Here is a 23,258-nt window from a genome sequence, read left to right as displayed (position 1 = left end):
GGGGAGGAATACGACCGGCGCTAGAGACCGCGCGGGACGCCACGGCCGGACAGATGAAAGCCCTTGAGCCGACGAAATATCTCGGTGTCATGGTCGGGCGGCACCGGCACATTGCCGCCGATCCAGGAAATCAGGTCGGGGTCTTCCACCTCGATGAGGATTTCGAACGCGCTCACCTCGTCCTCGGTGAGGCTCTCGATCTCGGCATCGGCGAAGCGACCCATCAGCAGGTCCATTTCGCGCGTGCCGCGATGCCAGGCCCGGAACAGGATGCGCCTGCGGCGGACGTCCAGCCCTGCGCTCGATTTCTCGGTTCCCGTCACGATTGGCATCCTCCCGCGCGATCCCGCGCGTGCAACAGCAAAGCGCGGCCGGGCCCCTTTGGCGCCCGTCCGTGCCGATGCTTATAGTCGCTTTTGAAGCGCGCTGGCCAGTGCCCGGCCAGACCCCGCGCGGCGGCTATTTCTTCGAGAGGTCGCGGCCGAGATAATAGAGGCCAAGCGGCGGGATGAGCGTGCCGAAGAAGGTCTCGGTCGCCTCTTTCTGAGTCAGTTCCCGATGCTGCGTCACGGCCACATAGCCGGCGGTCAGGATCATGGACGTTGGCAAAGCGAAGCCCATGCCGAGGGCGATACCGCCCAGCGTCGTGATGCCAACGCCGGTCTTCCCCGCCAGATGCACGGGCTCCACCGGCACCGGCGGCGGCGGCGCCATGGCATAGGCCGAGGCGCAGACCCCATTCAACATGCCGGCAACCGCCAGTGTTGCCACAATCCATTTCGCGCGCATTCGACTCCCCCTCGGGTGATTCCACGTCGAAGATTAGACGGCGCACGATGCCCTTTATAGTGAAGCTGAAGCTATTTTACCGTTACTTTTCCTCAAACACCTGGGCGAGCCGGGTCATGAAGGGTTCGTCGGTCATGTCGAGCCGCAGCGGGGTGACGGAGATGCGGCCTTCGTCGAGCGCGCGCAAGTCCGAGCCCGGCACGGTGCCGAAGACGCGGCGCTCGAAGCCGATCCAATAATAGGCATTGCCGCGCCCATCCTGGCGCGCCTCGATGCGCATGAGATTCTGGTCGCGCCGGCCCTGGGCAGTCACGGCGATCCCCTGCACGTCCTGCGGCGGACGATCGGGGAAATTCACATTCACCAGGATGCCGGCGGGGATGCCTTCCTTCAGCAAGGTGCGGATCACCTCCGGCGCATGGGCCTCGGCGGTGTCGTAGGACGGATTGGCGCGCGTCGCCGGGCCGAACGCCTGCGACAAGGCGATGGAGGGAATGCCGAGGATGGTCCCCTCGATGGCGCCCGCGACCGTGCCGGAATAGCTCACGTCCTCGGCGATGTTCTGCCCGCGATTGACGCCCGAGAGTACGAGATCCGGCGCCTTGCCTTCCATGAGGTGGCGCACGGCCATGATGACGCAATCTGTCGGCGTGCCCTTCACCGCGAAGCGCTGTTCTTCTACTTGCCGCAGGCGCAGCGGATCGCTGAGCGAGAGCGAATGGGCAACGCCCGACTGGTCGGTCTCCGGCGCCACCACCCACACGTCGTCCGACAGGGCGCGGGCAATGCGCGCGCATGCGTCGAGCCCAGGCGCGTGGATGCCATCGTCATTGGTGACCAGGATGCGCATGGGAACGGGTCCTCGTGTCCGACCGGCCGGTGCCGGTCGCGTGGAATGACGGGCGGCGCCCGAAGAGCGCTGCTTACCCGGAGTGGGCGGCCGCTGCAACGCGGGCGAAGACCGCTCGGAAAGGCGACGAAGGCACAGGGTGTCATGGCCGGGCGCGTCCCGGCCATCCGCGCGGCGCCGCCGGATATCGGCAGGTGAGATCAGCGCAATCGGCGACGCGTGGGTCCCCGGGACAAGCCCGGGGATGACGACCGGTCCCTGGTTCCGGCCGCCGCCGCTTCCGAACGAACGCCCGCGCCGCCCCTATTTCAATTTCTCGATCACCTTCAGCCCGCCCATATAAGGCGCGAGCGCCTCCGGCACGGCGACCGCACCGTTCTCCTGCTGGTAATTCTCCAGCACCGCCACCAGCGCGCGGCCGACCGCGACGCCCGACCCGTTCAGCGTGTGGACGAAGCGCGGCGCGCCGGGCTTTCCGCTCGCATCCTTCGGGCGATAGCGCGCCTCCATGCGGCGGGCCTGGAAATCGCCGCACACCGAGCAGGAGGAAATCTCGCGATACATCCCCTGCCCCGGCAGCCACACCTCGATGTCATAGGTCTTCTGCGAGGCGAAGCCCATGTCGCCGGTGCAGAGCGTCACCACGCGATAATGCAGGTCCAGCTTCTTCAGCACCGCCTCGGCGCAGGCGAGCATGCGCTCATGCTCCTCCAGCGATTTTTCCGGCGCGGTGATGGAGACCAATTCCACCTTGGTGAACTGGTGCTGGCGGATCATGCCGCGCGTATCGCGCCCCGCCGACCCCGCCTCGGCCCGGAAGCACGGCGTGCAGGCGGTGAGGCGCAGGGGCAGTTCTTCTTCCGAGAGGATGGATTCGCGGACGAGGTTCGTTAGCGGGACTTCGGCGGTGGGGATGAGCCAGAGTTTCGCTCGATCTTCCTCCACACGATCAAGGTACGGAAGAAAAATCTCTGCGTCGGCCTGTTGTGCCGTCTTTATCTTACCACTGCCCAAGTCGAACAAAAATTTTTCTTCAGCGGCGGCGATGTCTTCCTTTGAAAGTGTGCGGTGTGCTTTAAACTGATCATCCTCAAATTTCGGCAATTGCGCCGTGCCGAACATGGCCTCGTCCCGCACCAGCAGCGGCGGGTTTACTTCCGTATAGCCGTGCTCTTCCGTGTGCACGTCCAGGAAGAACTGGCCGAGCGCCCGCTCCATCCGCGCCAGCGGACCCTTGTTGACCACGAAGCGCGCGCCCGAAAGCTTCGCCGCCGTGTCGAAATCCATCATCCCGAGGCCTTCGCCCACCTCGAAATGCTGTTTCGCCGCGAAATCATAAATCGGCTTGGTGCCGGAGACGCTCTTCTCCACATTGTCGTGCTCGTCCGCGCCGTCGGGCACGCTGTCCAGCGGGACATTGGGGATGGCGGCAAGCTCGGTGGTGAGCGCGGCGTCGAGCGCTTTGGCCTCCTGCTCCAGGGCGGGAATATCCACCTTCAGCCGGCCGACTTCCTCCATGAGGGCGGCGGCGCGGGCCTCATCCTTCGCCGCCTTGGCCTGGCCGATTTCCTTGGACGCGGCATTGCGGCGGGCGAGCAGGCCCTCCAGCGTGGTGAGCGTGGCGCGGCGCTGCCCGTCGAGCGTAAGGAGCTTGTCGCGCAGGGCGGTCGCCTCCGCCCTATCGACGCGGCGGCGCGTCAGGGCCGTGACGAGGCCTTCGGGCTGCTCGCGGATCCATTTGATATCGTGCATGAAACCGGCTCCGCCGCGAAAAGGCGACGGGGCCGCGCCGCCCCCTCGGGACGGTGAGGCTTCATCCCTCGCCGAACAGTGTGGGATGCGCCCCTTGGGAGCCTCAGTCCGCGGCTTCGGCAGCCTCGCGGGCCGCTTCCGCCGCGTTCCGCCGCTTCTCGACGATGCGCACCAGATAGACCGAAATCTCGTAGAGAAGCAGCGTCGGGATCGCAAGAGACAGCTGGCTGATGACATCCGGCGGCGTGAGCACGGCGGCCAGGATGAACACGCCGACGATGGCATAGCGCCGCGCCTTGGTGAGCATCTCGGCCGTGACCACGCCCACCTGCGCCAGCAAGGTGAGGACCACCGGCAGCTGGAAGCAGATGCCGAACGCGAGAATCAGCGTGGTGATGAGCGAGAGATATTCGCTCACCTTCGGCAGCAGCGAGATTTCCGCCCGCCCGTCGCCGCCCACCTGCTGCATGCCCAGGAAGTAGGTCATGGCCAACGGCATGGCGACGAAATAGACGAACGCCGCGCCAATCATGAAGCAGATGGGCGTCGCGATCAGATAGGGGACGAACGCATTCTTCTCGTGCTTGTACAGGCCCGGCGCCACGAACATGTAGATCTGCGTCGCCACCACCGGAAACGAGATGAACGCCGCCCCGAACATGCCGAGCTTGATCTGGGTAAACAGAAATTCCTGCGGCGCGGTATAGATGAGCTTCACGCCCGACGAAAAGCCGGACGCAAATTCATAGGGCCACAGAAGGATGTTGTAGATCTGCTTCGCCAGCATGAAGCAGACGAAGAAGGCGATCAGGAACGCGATCACCGATTTGATGAGACGCGCCCGCAGCTCGACCAGATGCTCGATGAGCGGCGCCTTCGAGGCGTCGATTTCGTCCGTGGTCATGCCCGGGGCCCTTCTGTCCGCGCGTCGTCCGTCTCCGAAGACGGCGCGGGCAGCGCAACGGCCTCGGCCGGGGGCGCGAGAAGGTCAGGCTCTGCGGCGGGGGGCGGTAACGGCACAAGGGGCTCGCTGGAAACGGCGACGGTGGGCGCGGCCTGCGCGGGCAGAGCGATCTGCGCCGTCGCGGCGGTGATCGCAGCCGCGGCGCTCATGGCGGCGGCCTCGTGGGGCGAGAGGGTCTTGGTCACCGCCGGTACGTCCACAGCGGGCACCTCCACCGCCGGCGCATCGACCGGCGCGGCGGGCTTGGCGACGCCCTCCACGGTGGAGCGAATCTCCTCGCGGATGCTGCGCAGCGGGTCGAACACGTCCGAACCGGGGAAAGAGGATTTCGCGCTCTCGGCGATATTGCCGATCTCGCTGCGCATATCCGACAGGTCCGCTTCCCTAAGGGCATCTTGGAATTGCCCCTGGAACTCGCCCGCCATGCGGCGCAGCTTGGTGACCGTGCGCCCCACGGTGCGCAGAACCGATGGCAATTCCTTGGGCCCGATGACGATCAGCGCGACAACGCCGATCAACATGAGCTCAGACCAGCCGATGTCGAACATGACGGCTCAATGCCTGCGGCTCAGCCGCGGCCTCCTCTAGCGCCCGATTGAAGCCTCAGACGGCCTTCTTCTCTGCCTCGGGTGCAGCCGATGCCTGGTGCGGAATCGGGCGCGGCGCCTCCGGCGCGGCGGCCGGCGCGGGCGCATCATCCTCAGCCAGGCCCTTCTTGAAGGACTTGATGCCCTTGGCCACGTCGCCCATCAGGTCGGAGATCTTGCCGCGACCGAACAGGAGGAGCACCACGGCCAGCACGATGATCCAGTGCCAGATGCTCAACGAACCCATACCACTTCCTCCAAAAACGTCGCGCGCATGGCGCCGATCGCGCGGCTTAGCGCCGCTCTCATGCCACCGACTCTAGAGCATGTCCCGACAAAGTTGAACGACTTTTCCCGCTCGGAAGCGTCGTTGCATTCACCTTGCGGCATCCGCCCGGCCTGCGCGCCCAAAATCCAGCGTTATCCCCCGGAAGCGGCGAAAACAAGGACTTCGGACGGGTCCACCATGACGCCCACGTCCCGTCCGGGCATTGCGCCGGGCGGCGCGCGCAGCCGCGCCACCACGGGCCGGTCGCGCCCCGCCACCATCACTTCGACGAGATCAAGCTCGCCGAGGAACCGCCGCTCCACCACCCGGCCGCGAATCCCACACGGATTGGCGGTGAGCGAGATGCCCTGCGGCCGCACGGCGAGCACGGCCGCGCCGTCCGCCGTGCCGCGCGGCGCGGGAAAGCTGCCGAGCGGGCTGTTCACCCATCCGCCCTGCACCATCGCGTCCATCTCGTTCAATTCGCAGAAGAAGCGCGCCGCCCCAAGGTCGCGGGGCGCGCGATACAATTCCTCCGGCGGCCCCACCTGCACCAGCTCGCCATTGCGCAGCAACGCGATGCGATCCGACAGGCGCATCGCCTCCTCGGGATCGTGGGTGACGATGATGCAGGTGGCGCGCGCGTCGCGCAGCACCGCCAGCGTGTCGGCCCGCACCTGGTCGCGCAGGCGCCGGTCGAGGCCGGAAAAGGGCTCGTCCAGCAGCAGGATACCGGGTCGCGGCGCAAGCGCCCGCGCCAGGGCCACGCGCTGCTGCTGACCGCCCGACAATTCATGGGGATAGGCGCCCGCATAGCGCTCCAGATCGACCCGGGCGAGCGCGCGCAGCGCCTCCCCCTCGGCTTCCGCCTTGCGCAGGCCCGAAAGGCCGAACATCACGTTCTGCAAATTGGTGAGGTGCGGAAACAGCGCATAATCCTGGAACACCAGGCCGATGCCGCGCCGCTCCGCCGGCACGAAAGCGGACGGCCCCGCCATCTCGATGGTATCGACACTGATGCGCCCGCTGTCCGGCCGCTCGATGCCCGCCGCGAGGCGCAGCAGCGAGGTCTTGCCGCAGCCCGAATTGCCGAGCAGGCACAGCACCTCGCCGGGCCGCACATGCAAGGTGATGCCGCGCACGGCCTCCACCTCGCCATAGGACAGGCGCACATCCTCGAAGCTCAGGCCCTTGGCGATTGCGGCGGGGGTTCGCTGGCGCACGGTCTTGGTCTCGATATTCATTCCTCGTCCTCGTCGCCCGGCTGCGGCGGCGGTGCAAGGGCGAAGTCGAGAGGGTCGGCCTCCAGCGGATCTTCGTCCTCGCGCAGCGCGTCATCATCGGACGGCAGCGGAATGGAGAAGCCGGAGGGTATGCGCCCATCCAGCAGTCCCGCGCCCTTCAGCTCGTCCAGGCCAGGCAGATCCTGCACGCCGTCGAGGCCGAAATGGACCAGAAAGGTGGGCGTGGTTCCATATGTCACGGGGCGACCCGGCGCCTTGCGGCGACCGCGCAGGCGCACCCAGCCGCTTTCCAGCAGCACGTCCAGCGTGCCTTTGGAGGTGGAAACGCCACGGATCTCCTCGATTTCCGCCCGCGTCACCGGCTGGTGGTAGGCGATGATGGCGAGCACCTCGATGGCCGCGCGCGAGAGCTTGCGCGGCTCCGGGGCGCCGGCTGCGACGACCGGGGCGAGGTCCGGCGCGGTGCGCAGCATCCAGCCGCCGGCCACCTTCACCACATTCACGCCGTGGCGGGCATAATCGGCGGTCAGCGCGTCCATGAGCGCTGGAATGTCCGCGTCCGCCGGCAGATGCAGGCGCAGCGCGTTGGCGTCCAGCGGCATGGCGGAGGTGAACAGCAGCGCCTCGATGATCCGCAGGTCGCGCGCGAGCGCCAGCGCCCGCTCGTCCTCGGGACGGGCGTCGAACAGATCGACGCGCGGCGCGGCGCGGTTCATGCCCCGCCCTCCTCCGCCGCCCGGTTGCGCAGCCAGAGCGGGGCGAAGGGCGCGTCCTGGCGAATGTCCAATGTCCCGTCCTTCACCATCTCCAGGCTGGCCGAAAAGCTGGAGGCCAGCGCCGTCGCCCGCTGCTCGGGCGTGGTGAGATAGTCTAGCAGGAAGTGGTCGAGACGCATCCAATCGCCGGCAACCCCGCCGAGCAGGCGCTCCAGCCGCGCCCGCGCCTCGGCCAGCGACCAGACCGCGCGGGTCTTCAGCGTGACATAGGAGAGCGCCTGCTTCTGCCGCTGGGCGGCATAGGCGGAAAGCAGATCGTACAGCGTCGCCGTATAAGTCACCGGCTGATCGGCGCCGCGCGGGCGCTCCGGCACAAGGCGCGGAAACACGTCCCGCCCGAGCCGCTCGCGGGCCATCAGCCGCGCCGCCGCCTGCCGGATGCGCTCCAGATGCCGCAGGCGCCGGGCGAAGGCGGCGGCCATCTCCTCGGCGGTCGGGCCATCCTCCTGCGGCGGCAGCGGCAGCAGCAGGCGCGACTTGAGATAGGCAAGCCACGCCGCCATGACGAGATAGTCGGCAGCCAGCTCCAGCCGCACCTTGCGGGCGGCGTCGATGAAGGCGAGATATTGGTCCGCCAGCGCCAGGATGGACAGCCGCGTCAAATCCACCTTCTGGGTGCGCGCCAAGGCGAGCAGAAGGTCCAGCGGGCCTTCGAAACCGTCGATGTCCACCACGAAAGCGCCATCCCCAGCCGAGGCGGGAATGTCCTCGGCAAATTCGGGGGTGTCGGAGGCGGTGGACATGGCCTTATCTGGATACTCCCAATAGACTGGCAAGCCGAAGCCGCGCTTCCATCGCGTCGAACCGGTCGGACACGACGCGCAGCGCCAGCGCCCGGTCCGCCCGCTCGGCGGCGAGGCCGGCGAGCGGCGGGGCATTCTCGGCCACCTGCTCCATTTCTTCCAGCTTGCCGTTGCAATGCAGGAGCATGTCACACCCTGCGGCGATGGAGGCGGCGGCGCGCTGCCCCACGCTTCCCGAAAGCGCGCCCATGGACAGGTCATCGCTCATCACGAGCCCGGAAAAGCCGATGAAGCCGCGGATGATCTCTTCCATCACCACGGGCGAGGTGGTGGCGGGCCGCCTGGCATCCAGCGCCGCATAGACCACATGGGCGGTCATGGCGAGCGGCAGATGGGCGAGCGGGCGGAAAGCGGCGAAATCCGTGCGTTCCAGCTCGGCACGGTCAGTGTCCACCACCGGCAGCCGCTCGTGGCTGTCGACGCGGGCGCGGCCGTGTCCGGGAATATGCTTCACCACCGGTAGCACGCCGCCATCCAGCAGGCCGCCCGCGGCGGCGCGGGCCAGCGTCGCCACCTGCTCGGGCGTCTCGCCGTAGGCGCGATTGCCGATGATGCCGTGGCCTTCCGGCAGGCGCAGGTCCGCCACCGGCAGGCAATCCACATCAATGCCGAGGTCGGAAAGATCGGCGGCGATCAGCCGGGAATTGAGGCGCACGGCTTCCAACCCCGCCTCGCGGCTGCGGCCATAGAGCACGCCGAACACTTCGGCCGGCGGATATTCGGGCCAATGCGGCGGGCGCAGGCGCTGCACCCGCCCGCCTTCCTGGTCGATCAGCACCGGCGCGTGCCAGCCGAGCGCATCGCGCGCCTCGGCCACCAGCAGCCGCACCTGGTCGGGCGTCTCCACATTACGCGCGAACAAAATGAGGCCCCAGGGCGCGCGTGCCCGCAGGAAGTCACGCTCCTGCGGCAGCAGGCGGGGGCCGGCGAGCCCGACGATGAAAGCATTCGCGGTCATGGGATCGGCCTATCGGGGCATTTTGCGCGCGTCAAGGTACGGCTCGCCCCGGGCCGCATCGACGAAAAAAGGCCGGGACGATGCCCGGCCTTAAGGTGGTTCTTGGAGGAACAGCGTCGGACGGCCCTGGCTCAGAGGCCCGCCACATATTGGCTCGGGTCCACGGGCTGGGAGCCCTTGCGGATTTCGAAGTGAAGCTGGGGCGTGGAGACGCCGCCGCTCTGGCCGGCCTTGGCGACAATCTGGCCGCGCCGCACGGTGTCGCCACGCTTCACCAGCAGCTCGCTGTTATGGGCATAAGCGGTGACATAGCCGTCCGCATGCTTGATGAGCACGAGATTGCCATAGCCCTTCAGCTCATTGCCGGCATAGGCCACGGTGCCATCCTCGGCGGCGCGCACGCCGGTGCCTTCGGGCACCGCGAAATTGACGCCATCGTTGCGGGCGCCGCCCGGCTTGGGACCAAAGCCGGAGATCACCCGGCCGCGCACCGGGGCGCGGAACTGGGGACCGGAACCGGGAGCGCGGGTGGATTCATCGGCATCATCCGCCGGCGTCACCTTGGCGGCGGTCTCCACCTTCGCCGGGCCGGCGGACGCCACCTTGGCCGGAGCGGCGGCGGACGGGGACGCAGCGGTGACGGTGGAGGTCGGCGCTGAGGGCGCGGTCGCGGGCTTGGCGGCAACCACGGTCTTGGGCGCGGCCGGCGGAGGGGCGGGCGGCGGCGGGGCCACCGCGACGACGCTCGGCTTGGCGGCCGCCGGCGCGGGGCGAATCTGCGCCAGATTGCCGGCGGTGCCGGGCGGCACCACGAGCGTCTGGCCGATCTTCAGCTGCGCGTCCGGGGAGATGCCGTTGACCTGCGCGAGATGGGCGCGGGTCATGCCATAGCTCTGCGCCACCGAGGTCAGCGTTTCGCCGGAGGTCACCACATGGCTGGCGCCACGCGCCGCCGTATGGGTCGGCGCCGGCGCCGGCGGGGCGGAGGCATAGGTTGCGGCGCCGTAATTGGGGGCACCGTACAGGGGCTGGCCACCCGAGGGCGGCGGCGGGGGCGCGGCATAGGCGACCGGCGGACCGGCCGGAGCCAAGGGCGCCGAGGCGATGGGACCGGAATCGACCCGGCCCGTCGGCGCGGCGCCGAGCGAACCCGTCACCTCCGGCGAGCCCTGGCTTGCCATAGGCCCGGGAGCGGAGAAGCGCGCCGAATCCGAGCTGCACCCGGCGAGCGCACCGGAGACGAGCCCGACCATGGCGAGCCGCGCCAAGACGTTTTGTCCCAAGGTTTCGCGGGAAGAAAGCATGTGACCGAACTCGCACGCAACGAACATGCGGCCACTTAAGAGCCCCAGCAGTAAACGGCGCCTTAAGCTCCCGAGCCTTCCTCAGCATTTCCTTCAGTGTGACAATTACGCAACGTCGCTGCGGATCACTCTACCTTCGGCGCGGTCGTCAAAAGGCGCCCTGTCGAGCTTGCGGTTGACGAGAGTTGACCGCCCAGGCTCTCCACCTGCGCCCCGTAATTGTCGCGCGTGGAGGGATCGAGCACCGCCGCCGGGGCGGAGAGCACCACGCCCGCCGCGGTGCCGATGGTGGTCGCGGTGCCGGCGGTGACCTGGATGATGCGATCGCCCACGCCCTCGCGGCCGTCGGTCATGGTCTGGCCCTGGGCGAGGCGGCCGCCGATCATCTGCACCACTTCCGGGCTCTCGGCGAACTTGCCGTGATTGAGCCTGTCGTCGGTCTGGAGCTTGGTGAGGTCCAGCACCGTGATGTGGTCGCGCTCGAACTCGGTGCGGAACGGTTCCTGCTCGGGATCCACCTGCCCCAGGCGCGCGGCCGAGCCCCACACCTGCTTGGACACCTGGAGCGCGCGATCGTCCTGCGACACGAAGATGGTGAAGCTGGGCTTGGGATTGCCGAAATCGGAAAACTGGGTGCGGAAGATATCCACATCCACGTCCGGCGCCGCCAGCATGACGTTGCGGATCTTCGGCGCGATGCGGCCGTTGCGGATCGCCATCTGGCGCAGCGCTTCCAGCGTCACCCAATTGCCCATGGAATGGGCGAGGATGGAAATCTCCCCCACGTCCGGATCCTTGGCGAGGTTCGCCAGCAGCTTTTCCAGCGCATCGCGCGAATAGCTGGCGCTTTCGCGGTCGTAGCCATAGGCGAGCAGGCTGCCGCGCGAGGGCCAGGTGAACAGGATCGGCGTCACGGGCGCGTTCGAATCGTGGATGATCTGCGCGAAGCGGAAGACGGCATCCTCGAAGCGGTTGTTATAGCCGTGGATGAAAATCAGGGCCTGGCGGCGCGGCGTCTTCTTGATGCGCTTGTTGAACCAGTCGAGCGCGGCGCTCTGGGTCAGGACGTCCGCGCGCATGGTCACGAAATCGGTGGCGGGATTGCCCGGCACGCTCTTCGGCCATTGGACATCGCCCACCTTGCGGTTGGCGGCGGGCGGGATGGACACCGCAATCTCGGCATAGCTGAGCGTGGTGCCGCGGTCGCCGGAAAACATGTCGAGGTTCTTGGCAGGCGCGCGGGTCGTAGCCACGACCATCTCGACCACGCTGGCGCCGGGCACCGTATATTCCACCGGCACCAATATGCCGGGCGGGCGCCCCCCGCATGCGGCCAGCCCGAGACTGAGCGCCAGAGTGAGCCCTACGGCGCGACCGTACGATCCGAGCCGCATCATGTCCCCTGCATTCCCTCCGCATCGGGCGCGGAGACATGTGGATAGAGGAGCAGAGCGGTCGGGGCAATGCACCGAGAGGGGGATTTATTTACAAAGTCGCGGCTGCCCCAGCGACAAGCGGCACGAATCGCACCGGCATCATCTGCGTGGCCACAAGCCCGGACGGGCCCTTCACGAAGCGCGTCAGGGTCTGAACGTCGCTCGGATCGCCCATGGGGGCGACCAGGATTCCGTCGATCCGCAGCTGATCCACCAGCGATTGCGGCAGTTCCGCCGTCGCGGCGGTGATGAGGATGCGGTCGAACGGCGCGCGGGCCGGCAGGCCGGTGCGCCCGTCGCCCACGAAAGCGGTGACATTGCGCAGGCCCAGCACGTTGAAGCGCACCTGCGCCTCGCTCACCAGCTGGCGGTAGCGGTCGATGGTGGTCACCTGGCCGGCGAGATGGGAGAGCACCGCCGCCTGGTAGCCCGAGCCGGTGCCGATCTCCAGCACGCCATGCTGGGCATTCACCGCCAGCGCCTCGGTCATGGCGGCAACCACGCTCGGCTGCGACATGGTCTGTCCGCAGGCGATGGGCAGGGCCACGTCGTCATAGGCATGCCGGCGCAATGACGGGTCCACGAACAGGGCGCGCGGCACCAGTTCCATGGCGCGCAGCACCGCCAGATCCTGGATGCCGCGATGGCGCAGACCGAGCACGAACGAAATGCGTTCCTGCTTCTCGGCGTCAGTATCCGCCATCGCGCCGTCCTGCTCCACAGATTGCTCGCCGGACATATTACACCACTTTCAAAAGCGTCTGGCGCCGGCTTTTCGCGCGCCAGACCGCCAACATCTTGATGGCAGGGACATTCCGGGCTTCCTGGACAGATGGGATCGCCCGCGCGCGGTTCAACGCCCCCGGCCGCGGTTCAGTTTCCCCCAGCGCGCGCTTTCCCGCGCATGCCGCGCTTTCGATGCTCTTGCGCGCGCGGGCCGCCTCGGCCACTTTCCCCGCGCATGCGCCCGGCTCTGCTCGATCCCCTCTTCGCGCCCCTGACCAGCCTTTCGGGCATCGGCCCCAAACTGGAAAAGCCGTTCGCCCGCCTCCTGGCGCGGGAGACGCCGCGGGTCATCGACCTTCTGTTCCACCTGCCCTCCGGCTATGTGGACCGCCGCGCCCGGCCGCGCATCGCGGATGCTCCGCCCGATACCGATGTGACGGTTGAGGTGCTGGTGGAGGACCATCAGGCGCCCCCGCCCGGCCGCCGCGCCCCCCATCGCACGCTGGTAAGCGATTCAAGCGGCGACCTGACGGTGGTGCATTTCAACATCGAGCGCGCGCGCATCGAACGCCTGCTGCCGGTGGGCGAGACGCGCTGGCTGTGCGGCCGCATCACGCTCTATGACGGCATGCGGCAGATGACCCACCCCGACCGCATCCTCGATGCGGCGGGCCTTGCCAAGTTGCCGCCCATCGAGCCCACCTATCCCCTCGTAGAGGGCCTCGCCGCCGGCCATGTGCGCCGGGCGATCGAGGCGGCGCTGGCCCGCATTCCGGATCTGCCGGAGATGATCCCCCTGGACGGGATGCCGGCGGACCTGTTTGCGGACGGCCGCTGGCCGAGCTTCCGCGAGGCGCTTCAGCGCGTGCACCGGCCGGCGGACCTCGCCGAGGCGCAACCCACCGGCGCCGCTTGGCAGCGCCTCGCGTTTGAGGAATTGCTCGCCCATCAGGTCACCTTGGCCCTGGTGCGGGCGCGGCAGATCGAGACCGGCGGACGGGCAAGCGTCGGCGACGGGCATATCTCCCGCGCCGTGCGAAGCGCCCTGCCCTTCTCGCTGACCGGCGCGCAGGAAGCCGCGCTCGCCGCCATCTCGGCCGATATCGGCTCGGACAAGCGCATGCTGCGCCTGCTCCAGGGCGATGTCGGCTCGGGCAAGACCGTGGTGGCGCTGCTGGCCGCCGCCGGCGTGATCGAGGCCGGCAGGCAGGCGGCGCTGATGGCGCCCACCGAGATCCTCGCCCGCCAGCATCTGGAAACCATTGCTCCGCTGGCCGCAAAGGCCGGAATCGAAACCGCCATCCTCACCGGCCGCGAGAGGGGCCGTGCCCGCGAGGCGATTCTGGCCGGCCTGCGGGAGGGGCGCATCGGCCTCGTGCTCGGCACCCATGCGCTGATCCAGAACGATGTGGCTTTCGCCGACCTCGCGCTCGCCATCGTGGACGAGCAGCATCGCTTCGGCGTGGAGCAGCGCCTCGCGCTCTCCCGCAAAGGGGAGGCGGTGGACATGCTGTTGATGACCGCCACCCCCATTCCACGCACGCTCGTGCTCACCCTGTTCGGCGACATGGACAGCTGCGAGCTGCGGGAGAAGCCCCCAGGGCGCCAGCCCATCGACACGCGCTCGGTCTCCATCGAGCGGCTCGACGAGGTGGTGGCCGCCGTGGGGCGCGCGCTCATGCAGGGCGCGCAATGCTATTGGATCTGCCCGCTGGTGGAGGAAAGCGACGTTTCCGACCTTGCTGCCGCCAGCGAGCGCCACGAGAGCCTGCAGCATTATTTCGGCGACAAGGCCGGGCTCGTCCACGGTCGGCTTTCCGGGGCGCAGAAGGATGCGGTGATGGCCCGCTTCGCCAGCGGGGAAACGCGCATTCTGGTGGCCACCACGGTGGTGGAAGTGGGCGTGAACGTGCCGAACGCCACCATCATGGTGATCGAGCATGCCGAGCGCTTCGGCCTCGCGCAATTGCACCAGCTGCGCGGGCGCGTGGGGCGCGGCGACAAGGCCTCCACCTGCCTGCTGCTGTATCGTGGCCCCTTGAGCGAAACCGCCAAGGCGCGCCTCGCGATTCTGCGCGAGAGCGAGGACGGCTTTGCCATCGCGGAGGAGGATCTGCGCCTGCGCGGCGAGGGCGATGTGCTCGGCACCCGCCAGAGCGGCTTTCCCGGATTCGCGCTCGCGCGCCTCGATGTGCACGCGGCGCTGGTGCCCAAGGCGCGGGAGGTTGCCGCGCGCATCGTCGGCGCCGATCCCACGCTCGGCGGGGCGCAGAGCGCGGCGGTGCGCATGATGCTGTATCTCCACGAGCGCGATGCCGCGATGCGCTTGCTCTCGGCCGGCTGAAGGACGATGGTCCCGCCCGACATGCCAGCCGCCCCCTCCCCCGAGCCCCGCCCGCGCCCCGCCGATTTGCGCGCCCTGCTCCTGCACCGCGCCATTTTCGCGGCCGGCTGCGTGTTTCTCACCCTCGGCGCCATCGGCATGGTGGTGCCCATGATGCCGGGCACGGTGTTCCTGATTCTCGCCGCCTGGTGCTTCGCCCGCACCTCGCCGAAGTTCGAGGCCTGGCTTCTCAACCATCGCTATCTCGGCCCGAGCGTCGCCCGCTGGCAGGAGACCGGCGCCATTCCCTGGCCAGTGAAGCTGCTGGCGCTCACCAGCTTCGTCGGCACCTGGAGCGCATCCTGGTACATGGGCGCGCCGATGGCGGTGCTGATCGGGCTGGGGATTTTCTTCTCGGTGCTGGCGCTTTTCATGGTGACGCGGCCGTCGCGGTGAGGCGGGCTCAGAGCCTTTTTTGAAATGCAAAGGGCACAACCGCCCCTGTCATGGCCGGGACAAGCTCGGCCACGACTTTTATAAGCTGCCTGAGAGGTCGGCAGCGCCCAGTCCGCAAAAATTCCAAACAGGACCAAAAAACTGGAATGACAACACAGACTCCGCATATGTCGCATCCCAGGTATCGCCCTGACATTGACGGCTTGAGAGCTGTCGCCGTGCTGTCTGTCGTCGCTTTCCACGCATTCCCGGATTGGATGAAAGGCGGATTCATTGGTGTTGATGTTTTTTTTGTTATTTCCGGCTTCCTGATTTCAACAATCATATTTGAAAATATTGATAGGGGTACGTTCAGCTTCTCTGAGTTTTACGCAAGGCGTATCAAACGAATATTCCCAGCTTTGCTGCTGGTGCTCGTTGCAAGTTTTGCTTTCGGCTGGTTCGCACTGTTAGCGGACGAGTACAAGAAGCTCGGTAAGCACATTGCCGCAGGCGCCGGATTTATTCTTAATCTTGTATCATGGAGGGAGGCAGGTTATTTCGATAACTCGTATGAAACCAAGCCGCTTTTACATTTGTGGAGCTTAGGTATCGAGTCACAGTTTTACATCATATGGCCACTTTTTTTATGGATTTTTTGGAAAAATAAAATCAATCTATTTACCATTACTATTATCATCACCCTTATTTCGTTTGCATTGAATCTTAGCAGCGCCGGGCAAAACTCAGCGACCACCTTCTACGCACCTCAAACCAGATTTTGGGAGCTGTTGTGTGGAAGCATTTTGGCCTGGCTCGCACTCTACAGGAATGATTATTTTACCGAGTGCAGTTTAAAATTTGACACTCTTATTTATAGGTTATTTTATCGAGAACCAGCAAAGATTGACGGTAAAATATTTTCAAACGCAATCTCTTTAGTCGGTAGCTTATTTTTAGCCTATGGATTTATTCGAATCACAAAGGAGTTTAATTTTCCTGGAGTGTGGGCGGCAATTCCTGTTTTAGGTACTCTTTTGATCATTTCGGCAGGATCTGGCGCTTGGATAAATCGAAATATACTATCAAATAAGATTGCCGTTTGGCTTGGCCTAATCAGCTTTCCGCTTTATTTGTGGCACTGGCCGTTGCTATCCTTCGCCAGAATAATGGAGAGTGAGGTTCCAAGCCTCAACATTCGCATTGCGGCTATTGCTCTTGCAGTCGCGCTTGCTTGGCTCACCTATAATTTTGTCGAACGCCCCATGCGCTTAGGTGGCGACAGCAAGGCCAAAGTTACGGTTCTAGCTATTTTAATGTCCGTTATCGGCGCCGTTGGCTACACTGCGTATGCGTGTGATGGGTTCAAATTTAGAAATTCTGTGACGCTTGTTCAGAATCAAGCTGCCGATTTGGATTTTAAATTTGAAAGAATGATGAGCGGTTGGATTTGCGACACTCTCACCTATAAAGGTTCTAGATGTTTTTATACTGGCGTAAACCCCTCTGTTGTTATTCTCGGGGATAGCCACGCAGCAAGGATTTATTGGGGTCTTAGAGAATTCTACGCCTCCCAGGGCAAAGGTGTAGGCGTATTTGGCGGCGGCGGAGGCTGCCCGCCGCTACTAAACGTAGTAAGCAAGCCCGATTCAGGCGACGACACCCAAAATTGTTTAGTAAAAATAACGCAAGCTATTAAAAAGATAATTGATACCCCGGGAATTGAAGAGGTAATACTTACTTCAAGAGGCCCTCTATATACGGAGCCCAAAGTCTTCGGCGATATTCATGGCGATAGATTCGGAAAATGGGTTCTGCATTATGAAAACGAACAGCAAGGAATGAGGAGCAATTCAGATGTCTTCTTTGGGGGTCTTGAATCCACGATTGATACCCTTGTTTCCGCCGGAAAGAAGGTTACGTACTTACGCGATGTTCCAGAATTAGATTTTGATATCAGGTCGTGCTTGATTAAAAGGCCGATAACTTTAACTTCAAAAGTGAAAGAACCTTGTGCGGTTCTAAGATCTGAATTCGAGGCTAGAAATCGTGAATTTAGATCAGGCGTAGATAATATTTTAAATTCACGACCATATGTGAAAGTTGTTGATTTGTCAGAAGCTTTGTGTGACGAAAAGTACTGCTATGGAGGGAAAGACGGCATTCTATTTTACATTGATGACAATCACCTTAGTCGTCGTGGTTCAGAATATGTTGTTCGCCGTTTATGGGACAAATTCCGGTAGGGGTGCGATGCCGCCACGACGCGTATTTGTTACCATTATGAGCCTGTTCGGAAATTGCCGGCCTGGGCGCTTGCCAGCCTCTCGGGCACCTCACACCCGTCATGGCCAAGCATGTCCCGGCCACCCATGCGGAGCAGCTGAGAGCAATTTTCGCGGGGTGAGATCGGCCCATTCACTCCCGCGCCCTCACTCCACGGTGACGGATTTCGCCAGATTGCGCGGCTGGTCCACGTCCGTGCCCATGATCACCGCCGTGTGGTAGGCGATGAGCTGCACGGGAATGGAATAGACCAGCGGCCCCACGGTCGCCGGCATCTCCGGCAGGATCAGCTTCTGGATCGCATCCACATTCGCCTGCGCCGCGCCAGCCGGATCGGTGACGAGGATGATCTTGCCGCCACGGGCCGCGACCTCCTCCATGTTGGAGACGGTCTTGTCGAAGATGCGGTCCGAGGGGGCGATCACCACCACCGGCATCTTCTCGTCGATCAGCGCGATGGGTCCATGCTTCAGCTCGCCGCCGGCATAGCCCTCGGCGTGGATGTAGGAGATTTCCTTCAGCTTCAGCGCGCCTTCCAGGGCCAGCGGATAATTGGTGCCGCGGCCGAGATAAAGCACATCCTGCGCCTTGGAGAGCGTGCGGGCGAGCACCTCGATTTCCGGGCTCAGCTTGAGCGCCTCGGTCATCAGGCGCGGCACTTCCATCATGGCGCGCACCAAGCGATGCTCGTCCTCAAGGGAAAGATTGCCCTTGGCGCGGCCGGTCGCCACCGCCAGGCACAAAAGCGTCGCCAGCTGGCAGGTGAAGGCCTTGGTGGAGGCGACGCCGATTTCCGGCCCGGCGAGAATCGGCAGCACCACGTCCGCCTCGCGGGCGATGGTCGAGGTGGGCACGTTCACCACCGCAACCACCTTCTGCCCGCACTCCTTGGCATAGCGCAGGGACGCGAGCGTATCGGCGGTCTCGCCCGATTGGGAGATGACGATCGTCACGCCGCCCGGGGGCAAGGGGGTTTCGCGATAGCGGAACTCGGAGGCGATGTCGGTGCTCACCGGAATGCGCGCGAACCGCTCGAACCAATATTCGGCGACCGCGCCGGCATAGAGCGCCGTGCCGCAGGCGGTGATCGACATGTGGTTGATATCGGCGAGCGAGAACGGCAGCTCGGGCAGGCACACCACCTCCTCGGCGATGTCCACATAATGGCTGAAGGTGTGGGCGATGACCTCGGGCTGCTCGTAAATTTCCTTCGCCATGAAATGACGATGGTTGCCCTTGTCCACCACCAGCGTGCCGGCGGCGACCTTCTGGATCGCGCGCTGAACGATCGCCCCGCGCTCGTTGCGCACCTCGACGCCCCCACGATGCAGGACCGCCCAGTCGCCTTCCTCCAGATAGGAGACGGTGTCGGTGAACGGCCCGAGCGCGATCGCATCCGAGCCGAGGAACATCTCGCCCTCGCCATAGCCGATGGCGAGCGGCGAACCGCGCCGGGCGGCGATCATCAGATCGTCGAAGCCGTCGAACACGAAGGCCAGCGCGAACGCCCCCTTCAGGCGCGGCAGCACCGCACCCACCGCGGTCACCGGATCCAGCCCCGCCAGCAGCTCCCGGTCCACGAGCTGGGCCACAACTTCGGTGTCGGTGTCGCTCTTGAAGGTGATGCCGCGGCCGATCAGCTCTTCTTTCAGCTCGCGGAAATTCTCGATGATTCCATTGTGCACCGCAGCAACGCGCTTGGTGGCGTGGGGGTGCGCATTGCGCTCGGAGGGCTTGCCGTGGGTGGCCCAGCGGGTATGGCCGATGCCGGTATGGCCGTGCAGCGGGTGGCGATCCAGCTTCTTCTCGAGATTCCGCAACTTGCCTTCGGCGCGGCAGAGCGTGAGGTGATTGTCCTCCAGGGTCGCGATGCCGGCGGAATCATAGCCGCGGTATTCCAGCCGGCGGAGCGATTCCACCAGGTTTTCCGCCACGGGTGTCTTACCGAGAATGCCGACGATGCCGCACATGACCGATTGCGCTCCGAAAATGTCACACCCGAGGCTGGTTAAAGCCCGCTTCATGCTGCGCCGCCAGCCCTTGCGGCGCAGCGCAGCATCACTTCCTCTTTCGCTTCCTGACCGCCGGTCGCCCGGCGGCCGGAGCGATCATTCCTTATGCTTGGCGCGGTCGCGGAATTCCGGCGCCCAGCCGGGCTTCACCACCTGCCGCCCGCGGGCGATCGCCAGCGCATCGTCCGGCACGTTATCGGTGATCACCGAGCCGGTGCCCACATAGGCCCCGGCGCCGATGGTCACCGGCGCCACCAGCGCCGAATGCACGCCGATGAAGGCGCCCGCGCCGATCTCCGTCCGCGACTTGGTGAAACCGTCGTAATTGCAGGTGATGGTGCCGGCCCCGAGATTGCTGTTGGCGCCCACATGGGCGTCGCCGACATACGACAGATGGTTCACCTTGACGCCGCGTTCAAGGTGGGCCGCCTTGGTCTCGACGAAATTGCCGATCCGCACCCCGGTATCGAGCCGCGTGCCCGGCCGCAGCCGCGCATAGGGGCCGATTGTGACGCCGCTTTCCAGATGGGCGCCTTCAAGATGGCAGAAGGAATGGATCACCACGTCATTGCCGACGCTCACCCCCGGTCCGAACACCACGTGCGGCTCCACCACCACGTCGCGGCCAAGCTCGGTGTCGGCGCTGAAGAACACGGTTTCGGGCGCGACCAGGGTGGCGCCGCCCGCCATGGCCGCGAGCCGAAGCCGCTTTTGGATGATGGCTTCCGCCTCCGCCAACTGGATGCGGCTGTTGACGCCCGCCACATCCTCCGCCTCGCCCTCGGCGGCGATGGTGGCATGGCCCTCGGCGCGGGCGATCTCCACCGCGTCGGTGAGATAATATTCGCCCTTGGCATTGTCGTTGCCGATGCGGTCCAGCAGGTCCAGCGCATGGGCGCCGGAGAGCGCCATCAGCCCGGCATTGCAGAAGTCGATCTGCCGCTCGCTGGGGCTCGCATCCTTCTCTTCCCGGATCGCCAGCAATTCCCCGCCGTGCGTGATCAATCGGCCATAGCCGGTGGGATCGGCGGTATAAAAGCCCAACGCCACGACGGCAGCGCCGCTGGCAAGCGGCGCGCGCAGGGCGAGCAGGGTCTGGGAGCGCACAAGCGGCGTGTCGGCATAGAGCACCAGCACGTCGTCCACCGGCTGCTCCAGCGCGGCGCGGGCAGCGAGCACCGCATGGGCGGTGCCGAGCCGCTCTTCCTGGAGAAACACCTGGGCGTGGGGGGCGATGCGATGGGCCTCCTCGGCCACATCGGCGCGGCCGGGACCGACCACCACGGCGACGCGCGTCGCGCCGGCCCCGCGGGTGGCTTCCAGCACATGGTGTAACATGGTGCGGCCGGCGATCTTATGGAGCACCTTGGGCACGCGCGATGCCATCCGCGTGCCTTCGCCGGCAGCCAGAATCACGACAAGAAGACTGCGTTCGCTCATGGGAATCCTCGCGCCACGACCAACGCGGCCCTTCTAGAGCCAAAACGGCATCCTTGTCGCCATCCGATCTCGCCGGCGCGCCAGGATCCGCGCCGGCTTGGGAAAATGATGGAAACTAAACCTTAAGCGAAGGTGAGAGCGAAGCGCCCGGTGAACGGAGCGATCGCGGCGGGGCGGCCGCGGCCCTATTCGCCGCAGGCCGTGCGGGTGCATTGCGGGTCGATCGCGCCTGAAGGGCGGCTGCGAGGACCAAAGGGCCGCCTTGGGAGTTGTCTCGCGGCGGGGATGATGCCATCTGGCAGGGACACCATTGCAGGACGCCGCTTATGGATACCGCCACAGACCGCAGCTTCCGCCCCGGACCGCGCGCCATGAACTGGCTGATCGCGATCGGCATGGGCGCCACCGGCTGGGCGATCTATGTGCGCTATCTGATTATCGAGCCGTCCACGGTGGGCCTCGCCTGCGATGCCGGGCTCGCCACCTTCCAATGCAAGCTGCGCGCGGCCACCATCGCCCTGTTCGGATGGTCGGTATTCGGCGGCATCGCCCTTGCCGCCGCTTTGGTGCAACTGTGGCGGCCGCGCCTCGTCACCTTCGCGGTCGGGATCGCGTTCGCCGGGATCGCGCTGGTGCTCTACAACAATATCGCCGGTGCGGTCGCGGCGATGCTGCTCATCCTGTCGCTCGCGCGGCCCGGACCCGCCACAGCGTAGCGGCGAGCGCCAGGCAGATCAGGCCGAACCACAGAGCCTGCCAGTTCTGCAGCGTTTCGTTGAGCGGAACGAAAACGCCTGCGACGAGCAGCCACCAGAAGGCCGCGCGCTCCGCCATGCCCGCCCCGGCCCCGGCCGGCAGCCGCAGCAAGGCGAGGACCGCAAGCGCCGCCGCCACCGGGGTCAGCGCGTTGAACGGGAAATCCTTATAGCGCGGGTCGAATACCAGTTCGAACGCCGCCTCGCCGATGGCGAGCACACCGAGCGCGAGGACGGCCGCGGCCGCCACGGCGAAGCCGTCCGCCTGCCGGCGCCGCGCGCCATCGAGCACGGTGGCGAGCGCGGGCAACCGCACGCCGGCGCCGATCGCGGCGGGGATCACAGCCACCGCCGCGAGCGAGACGCCGACGAACGCGAGATTGCGCGTCCAGCCGATCCAGCCGAGGCTCTCGAGCGGCAGCGCCGCGAGCGCGGGGCCGAACGTCGCCCCGCCGGCAAAGGCGATCAGGGCGACCGCGAGCCAGTCGCGCGGGCGCACGGCCCGCGCCCGCTTTTTCGCGCCGTACAGCGCCGCGCCGAAAGCCAGGGCCACCATCGCCAATCCCACCCCAGCCTGGGCGCGCCAGAAGGGGTGATCCGAAACCGGCTCGCCCCAATGGAATTTCGGTTCCCGCGTCCCCGCGTCGATCAAGCCCCAATGGCCGCCCACGGTGCCTTCATTGGCCCGCTTCCAGGGCTGGTCGAACGCCTCGATGACATTGACCCGATAGCCCTTCTCCTTCGCGAGCTTCAGCAGCTCGTGCATCACCAGGGCCTGCTCGGAGGGCGCGGGGAGCGCACCTTCGCGCATACGCCCGGCGCTGGGCCAGCCGGTCTCGCCGATCAGGATTTCCTTGCCGGGAAACATCTTCGCCACGTGCTGGCGGGTTTCGTCGATATGCCGGGCCGCCTGGTCGGCCGAGACCGGCAGGTCTTCCCAATAGGGCAGGATGTGGACCGTGATGAAATCCACGTCCGCCGCGAGGGCCGGCGCGCGCTCCCAGAACTCCCACACATCGGCATAGGTGACGGGAGTTGCGCCGACGCGGGACTTGACCTCCCGCAGGATGGCCGAGATGTCGGACGAGGAGAGTTCGCCCCGCAGCATCACCTCATTGCCGACGATCACCCCCTGGATCACATCGGGATATTGCTGCGCGAGCTTGACCCCGGACTCGATCTCGATCCGGTTTCGCGCCCGCTCGGAGCCGAGCCAGATGCCCTGGAACATCTTCAAGCCATGCTTGCGGGCCAGCGGCGCCACCTTGTCGAGCCCCATCTCCACCGAATAGGTGCGCACGCAATCGGTGATCTTCGCCAATTGCGCCAGATCCTCGTCGATCTGCTGTTCGGGAATGACGAGGCCCTTGATCAGCGGAGACTGTCCGTCGCGGAAGGGGGCGTAGGACACGCATTGCAGTTTTTCGCCGGGGGCCAGCGGAGACGGCGGCATGGGCACGGGCCGTCCCATCCAGCCGGCGAGCGCCACAACCGCCGCGCCCACCACCAGTGCCAGCAGGAGCGGCAACCGCAAAGACGATGTCATGAAA

21 protein-coding genes are annotated in these 23,258 nt (G+C 65.6%); 4 read left to right on the top strand and 17 right to left on the bottom strand.

Annotation, left to right across the window (positions count from 1 at the left end):
- Positions 1–20: 20 nt before the first annotated feature.
- From V5F78_RS06985 to V5F78_RS06920, 14 genes are all read right to left on the bottom strand, one after another.
- A complete protein-coding gene (locus tag V5F78_RS06985; protein ID WP_394069423.1) occupies positions 21–323 on the bottom strand; it encodes an FAD assembly factor SdhE in 303 nt (100 codons plus the stop codon).
- A 136-nt stretch (positions 324–459) separates the two neighbouring features.
- Entirely contained in the window at positions 460–789 is a 330-nt protein-coding gene (locus V5F78_RS06980) for a hypothetical protein (protein WP_394069421.1), read from the bottom strand.
- An 82-nt stretch (positions 790–871) separates the two neighbouring features.
- On the bottom strand, positions 872–1,639 hold the full coding sequence (gene surE, locus V5F78_RS06975; RefSeq protein ID WP_394069419.1) for a 5'/3'-nucleotidase SurE: 768 nt from the start codon (positions 1,637–1,639) through the stop codon (positions 872–874).
- Positions 1,640–1,942: 303 nt separating this feature from the next.
- Positions 1,943–3,391 carry a serine--tRNA ligase gene (gene serS / locus V5F78_RS06970; RefSeq protein WP_394069417.1) on the bottom strand — a complete coding sequence of 483 codons (1,449 nt, stop codon included), beginning with the start codon at positions 3,389–3,391 and terminating at the stop codon, positions 1,943–1,945.
- A 103-nt stretch (positions 3,392–3,494) separates the two neighbouring features.
- A complete protein-coding gene (gene tatC / locus V5F78_RS06965; RefSeq protein ID WP_394069415.1) occupies positions 3,495–4,295 on the bottom strand; it encodes a twin-arginine translocase subunit TatC in 801 nt (266 codons plus the stop codon).
- Positions 4,292–4,903 carry a Sec-independent protein translocase protein TatB gene (tatB, locus tag V5F78_RS06960; RefSeq protein ID WP_394069413.1) on the bottom strand — a complete coding sequence of 204 codons (612 nt, stop codon included), beginning with the start codon at positions 4,901–4,903 and terminating at the stop codon, positions 4,292–4,294. Before tatB ends, tatC begins: the two co-directional genes overlap by 4 nt.
- 55 nt (positions 4,904–4,958) lie before the next feature.
- Positions 4,959–5,189 carry a twin-arginine translocase TatA/TatE family subunit gene (locus V5F78_RS06955; protein ID WP_394069411.1) on the bottom strand — a complete coding sequence of 77 codons (231 nt, stop codon included), beginning with the start codon at positions 5,187–5,189 and terminating at the stop codon, positions 4,959–4,961.
- Between the two features lie 173 nt (positions 5,190–5,362).
- Positions 5,363–6,454 carry an ABC transporter ATP-binding protein gene (locus V5F78_RS06950; protein WP_394069409.1) on the bottom strand — a complete coding sequence of 364 codons (1,092 nt, stop codon included), beginning with the start codon at positions 6,452–6,454 and terminating at the stop codon, positions 5,363–5,365.
- Positions 6,451–7,170, bottom strand: coding sequence for an SMC-Scp complex subunit ScpB (gene scpB, locus V5F78_RS06945; RefSeq protein ID WP_394069407.1), 720 nt, complete (start codon positions 7,168–7,170; stop codon positions 6,451–6,453). Before scpB ends, V5F78_RS06950 begins: the two co-directional genes overlap by 4 nt.
- The gene (locus V5F78_RS06940) at positions 7,167–7,973 is read right to left on the bottom strand and encodes a segregation and condensation protein A (RefSeq protein WP_394069405.1); all 807 of its coding nucleotides are present in this window, start codon (positions 7,971–7,973) and stop codon (positions 7,167–7,169) included. Before V5F78_RS06940 ends, scpB begins: the two co-directional genes overlap by 4 nt.
- 4 nt (positions 7,974–7,977) lie before the next feature.
- On the bottom strand, positions 7,978–8,991 hold the full coding sequence (nagZ, locus tag V5F78_RS06935) for a beta-N-acetylhexosaminidase (RefSeq protein ID WP_394069403.1): 1,014 nt from the start codon (positions 8,989–8,991) through the stop codon (positions 7,978–7,980).
- Between the two features lie 131 nt (positions 8,992–9,122).
- Positions 9,123–10,295, bottom strand: coding sequence for a peptidoglycan DD-metalloendopeptidase family protein (locus V5F78_RS06930; RefSeq protein WP_394069401.1), 1,173 nt, complete (start codon positions 10,293–10,295; stop codon positions 9,123–9,125).
- 125 nt (positions 10,296–10,420) lie between these two features.
- The gene (locus V5F78_RS06925) at positions 10,421–11,692 is read right to left on the bottom strand and encodes an alpha/beta fold hydrolase (RefSeq protein ID WP_509276679.1); all 1,272 of its coding nucleotides are present in this window, start codon (positions 11,690–11,692) and stop codon (positions 10,421–10,423) included.
- A gap of 88 nt (positions 11,693–11,780) precedes the next feature.
- On the bottom strand, positions 11,781–12,434 hold the full coding sequence (locus V5F78_RS06920; protein ID WP_394069397.1) for a protein-L-isoaspartate(D-aspartate) O-methyltransferase: 654 nt from the start codon (positions 12,432–12,434) through the stop codon (positions 11,781–11,783).
- Between the two features lie 258 nt (positions 12,435–12,692).
- Between V5F78_RS06920 and recG the strand changes: the two genes are divergently transcribed.
- From recG to V5F78_RS06905, 3 genes are read left to right on the top strand one after another with little or no spacing between them, the layout of a single operon-like run.
- Positions 12,693–14,801, top strand: coding sequence for an ATP-dependent DNA helicase RecG (gene recG, locus V5F78_RS06915; RefSeq protein WP_394069395.1), 2,109 nt, complete (start codon positions 12,693–12,695; stop codon positions 14,799–14,801).
- Positions 14,802–14,822: 21 nt separating this feature from the next.
- A complete protein-coding gene (locus tag V5F78_RS06910) occupies positions 14,823–15,236 on the top strand; it encodes a YbaN family protein (protein WP_394069393.1) in 414 nt (137 codons plus the stop codon).
- A 50-nt stretch (positions 15,237–15,286) separates the two neighbouring features.
- The gene (locus V5F78_RS06905) at positions 15,287–17,461 is read left to right on the top strand and encodes an acyltransferase family protein (RefSeq protein WP_394069391.1); all 2,175 of its coding nucleotides are present in this window, start codon (positions 15,287–15,289) and stop codon (positions 17,459–17,461) included.
- Positions 17,462–17,647: 186 nt separating this feature from the next.
- Here the strand turns inward: V5F78_RS06905 and glmS are convergent, their stop codons facing one another.
- Together glmS and glmU are read right to left on the bottom strand one after the other, a co-directional pair.
- Positions 17,648–19,471 carry a glutamine--fructose-6-phosphate transaminase (isomerizing) gene (gene glmS, locus V5F78_RS06900; protein ID WP_394069572.1) on the bottom strand — a complete coding sequence of 608 codons (1,824 nt, stop codon included), beginning with the start codon at positions 19,469–19,471 and terminating at the stop codon, positions 17,648–17,650.
- 138 nt (positions 19,472–19,609) lie between these two features.
- Positions 19,610–20,953, bottom strand: a complete 1,344-nt coding sequence (gene glmU / locus V5F78_RS06895) for a bifunctional UDP-N-acetylglucosamine diphosphorylase/glucosamine-1-phosphate N-acetyltransferase GlmU (protein WP_394069389.1) — start codon at positions 20,951–20,953, stop codon at positions 19,610–19,612.
- A 326-nt stretch (positions 20,954–21,279) separates the two neighbouring features.
- Between glmU and V5F78_RS06890 the strand changes: the two genes are divergently transcribed.
- Positions 21,280–21,669: a hypothetical protein gene (locus tag V5F78_RS06890; RefSeq protein ID WP_394069387.1), complete on the top strand. Its 390-nt coding sequence runs from the start codon at positions 21,280–21,282 to the stop codon at positions 21,667–21,669.
- On the opposite strand, the gene V5F78_RS06885 is transcribed toward V5F78_RS06890, so the two are convergent.
- Positions 21,629–23,254 (bottom strand): glycoside hydrolase family 17 protein, encoded by a 1,626-nt coding sequence (locus V5F78_RS06885; protein ID WP_394069386.1) that lies wholly within the window; start codon positions 23,252–23,254, stop codon positions 21,629–21,631. The genes V5F78_RS06890 and V5F78_RS06885 overlap by 41 nt on opposite strands.
- Positions 23,255–23,258: the final 4 nt, after the last annotated feature.

This window comes from Roseixanthobacter glucoisosaccharinicivorans (assembly GCF_043195095.2).
Lineage (GTDB): Bacteria > Pseudomonadota > Alphaproteobacteria > Rhizobiales > Xanthobacteraceae > NCEH01.
This window is presented reverse-complemented; position numbering and strand designations above follow the sequence as displayed.

Coding starts and splice junctions, on each gene's coding strand:
- glmU (WP_394069389.1), bottom strand. CDS start 20,953: ATGAGCGAACGCAGTCTTCTTGTCGTGATTCTGGCTGCCGGCGAAGGC.
- V5F78_RS06910 (WP_394069393.1), top strand. CDS start 14,823: ATGCCAGCCGCCCCCTCCCCCGAGCCCCGCCCGCGCCCCGCCGATTTG.
- V5F78_RS06905 (WP_394069391.1), top strand. CDS start 15,287: ATGGCCGGGACAAGCTCGGCCACGACTTTTATAAGCTGCCTGAGAGGT.
- V5F78_RS06980 (WP_394069421.1), bottom strand. CDS start 789: ATGCGCGCGAAATGGATTGTGGCAACACTGGCGGTTGCCGGCATGTTG.
- recG (WP_394069395.1), top strand. CDS start 12,693: ATGCGCCCGGCTCTGCTCGATCCCCTCTTCGCGCCCCTGACCAGCCTT.
- V5F78_RS06955 (WP_394069411.1), bottom strand. CDS start 5,189: ATGGGTTCGTTGAGCATCTGGCACTGGATCATCGTGCTGGCCGTGGTG.
- surE (WP_394069419.1), bottom strand. CDS start 1,639: ATGCGCATCCTGGTCACCAATGACGATGGCATCCACGCGCCTGGGCTC.
- V5F78_RS06930 (WP_394069401.1), bottom strand. CDS start 10,295: ATGCTTTCTTCCCGCGAAACCTTGGGACAAAACGTCTTGGCGCGGCTC.
- V5F78_RS06940 (WP_394069405.1), bottom strand. CDS start 7,973: ATGTCCACCGCCTCCGACACCCCCGAATTTGCCGAGGACATTCCCGCC.
- V5F78_RS06885 (WP_394069386.1), bottom strand. CDS start 23,254: ATGACATCGTCTTTGCGGTTGCCGCTCCTGCTGGCACTGGTGGTGGGC.
- V5F78_RS06950 (WP_394069409.1), bottom strand. CDS start 6,454: ATGAATATCGAGACCAAGACCGTGCGCCAGCGAACCCCCGCCGCAATC.
- scpB (WP_394069407.1), bottom strand. CDS start 7,170: ATGAACCGCGCCGCGCCGCGCGTCGATCTGTTCGACGCCCGTCCCGAG.
- nagZ (WP_394069403.1), bottom strand. CDS start 8,991: ATGACCGCGAATGCTTTCATCGTCGGGCTCGCCGGCCCCCGCCTGCTG.
- tatB (WP_394069413.1), bottom strand. CDS start 4,903: ATGTTCGACATCGGCTGGTCTGAGCTCATGTTGATCGGCGTTGTCGCG.
- V5F78_RS06890 (WP_394069387.1), top strand. CDS start 21,280: ATGGATACCGCCACAGACCGCAGCTTCCGCCCCGGACCGCGCGCCATG.
- V5F78_RS06920 (WP_394069397.1), bottom strand. CDS start 12,434: ATGGCGGATACTGACGCCGAGAAGCAGGAACGCATTTCGTTCGTGCTC.
- glmS (WP_394069572.1), bottom strand. CDS start 19,471: ATGTGCGGCATCGTCGGCATTCTCGGTAAGACACCCGTGGCGGAAAAC.
- V5F78_RS06925 (WP_509276679.1), bottom strand. CDS start 11,692: ATGATGCGGCTCGGATCGTACGGTCGCGCCGTAGGGCTCACTCTGGCG.
- tatC (WP_394069415.1), bottom strand. CDS start 4,295: ATGACCACGGACGAAATCGACGCCTCGAAGGCGCCGCTCATCGAGCAT.
- serS (WP_394069417.1), bottom strand. CDS start 3,391: ATGCACGATATCAAATGGATCCGCGAGCAGCCCGAAGGCCTCGTCACG.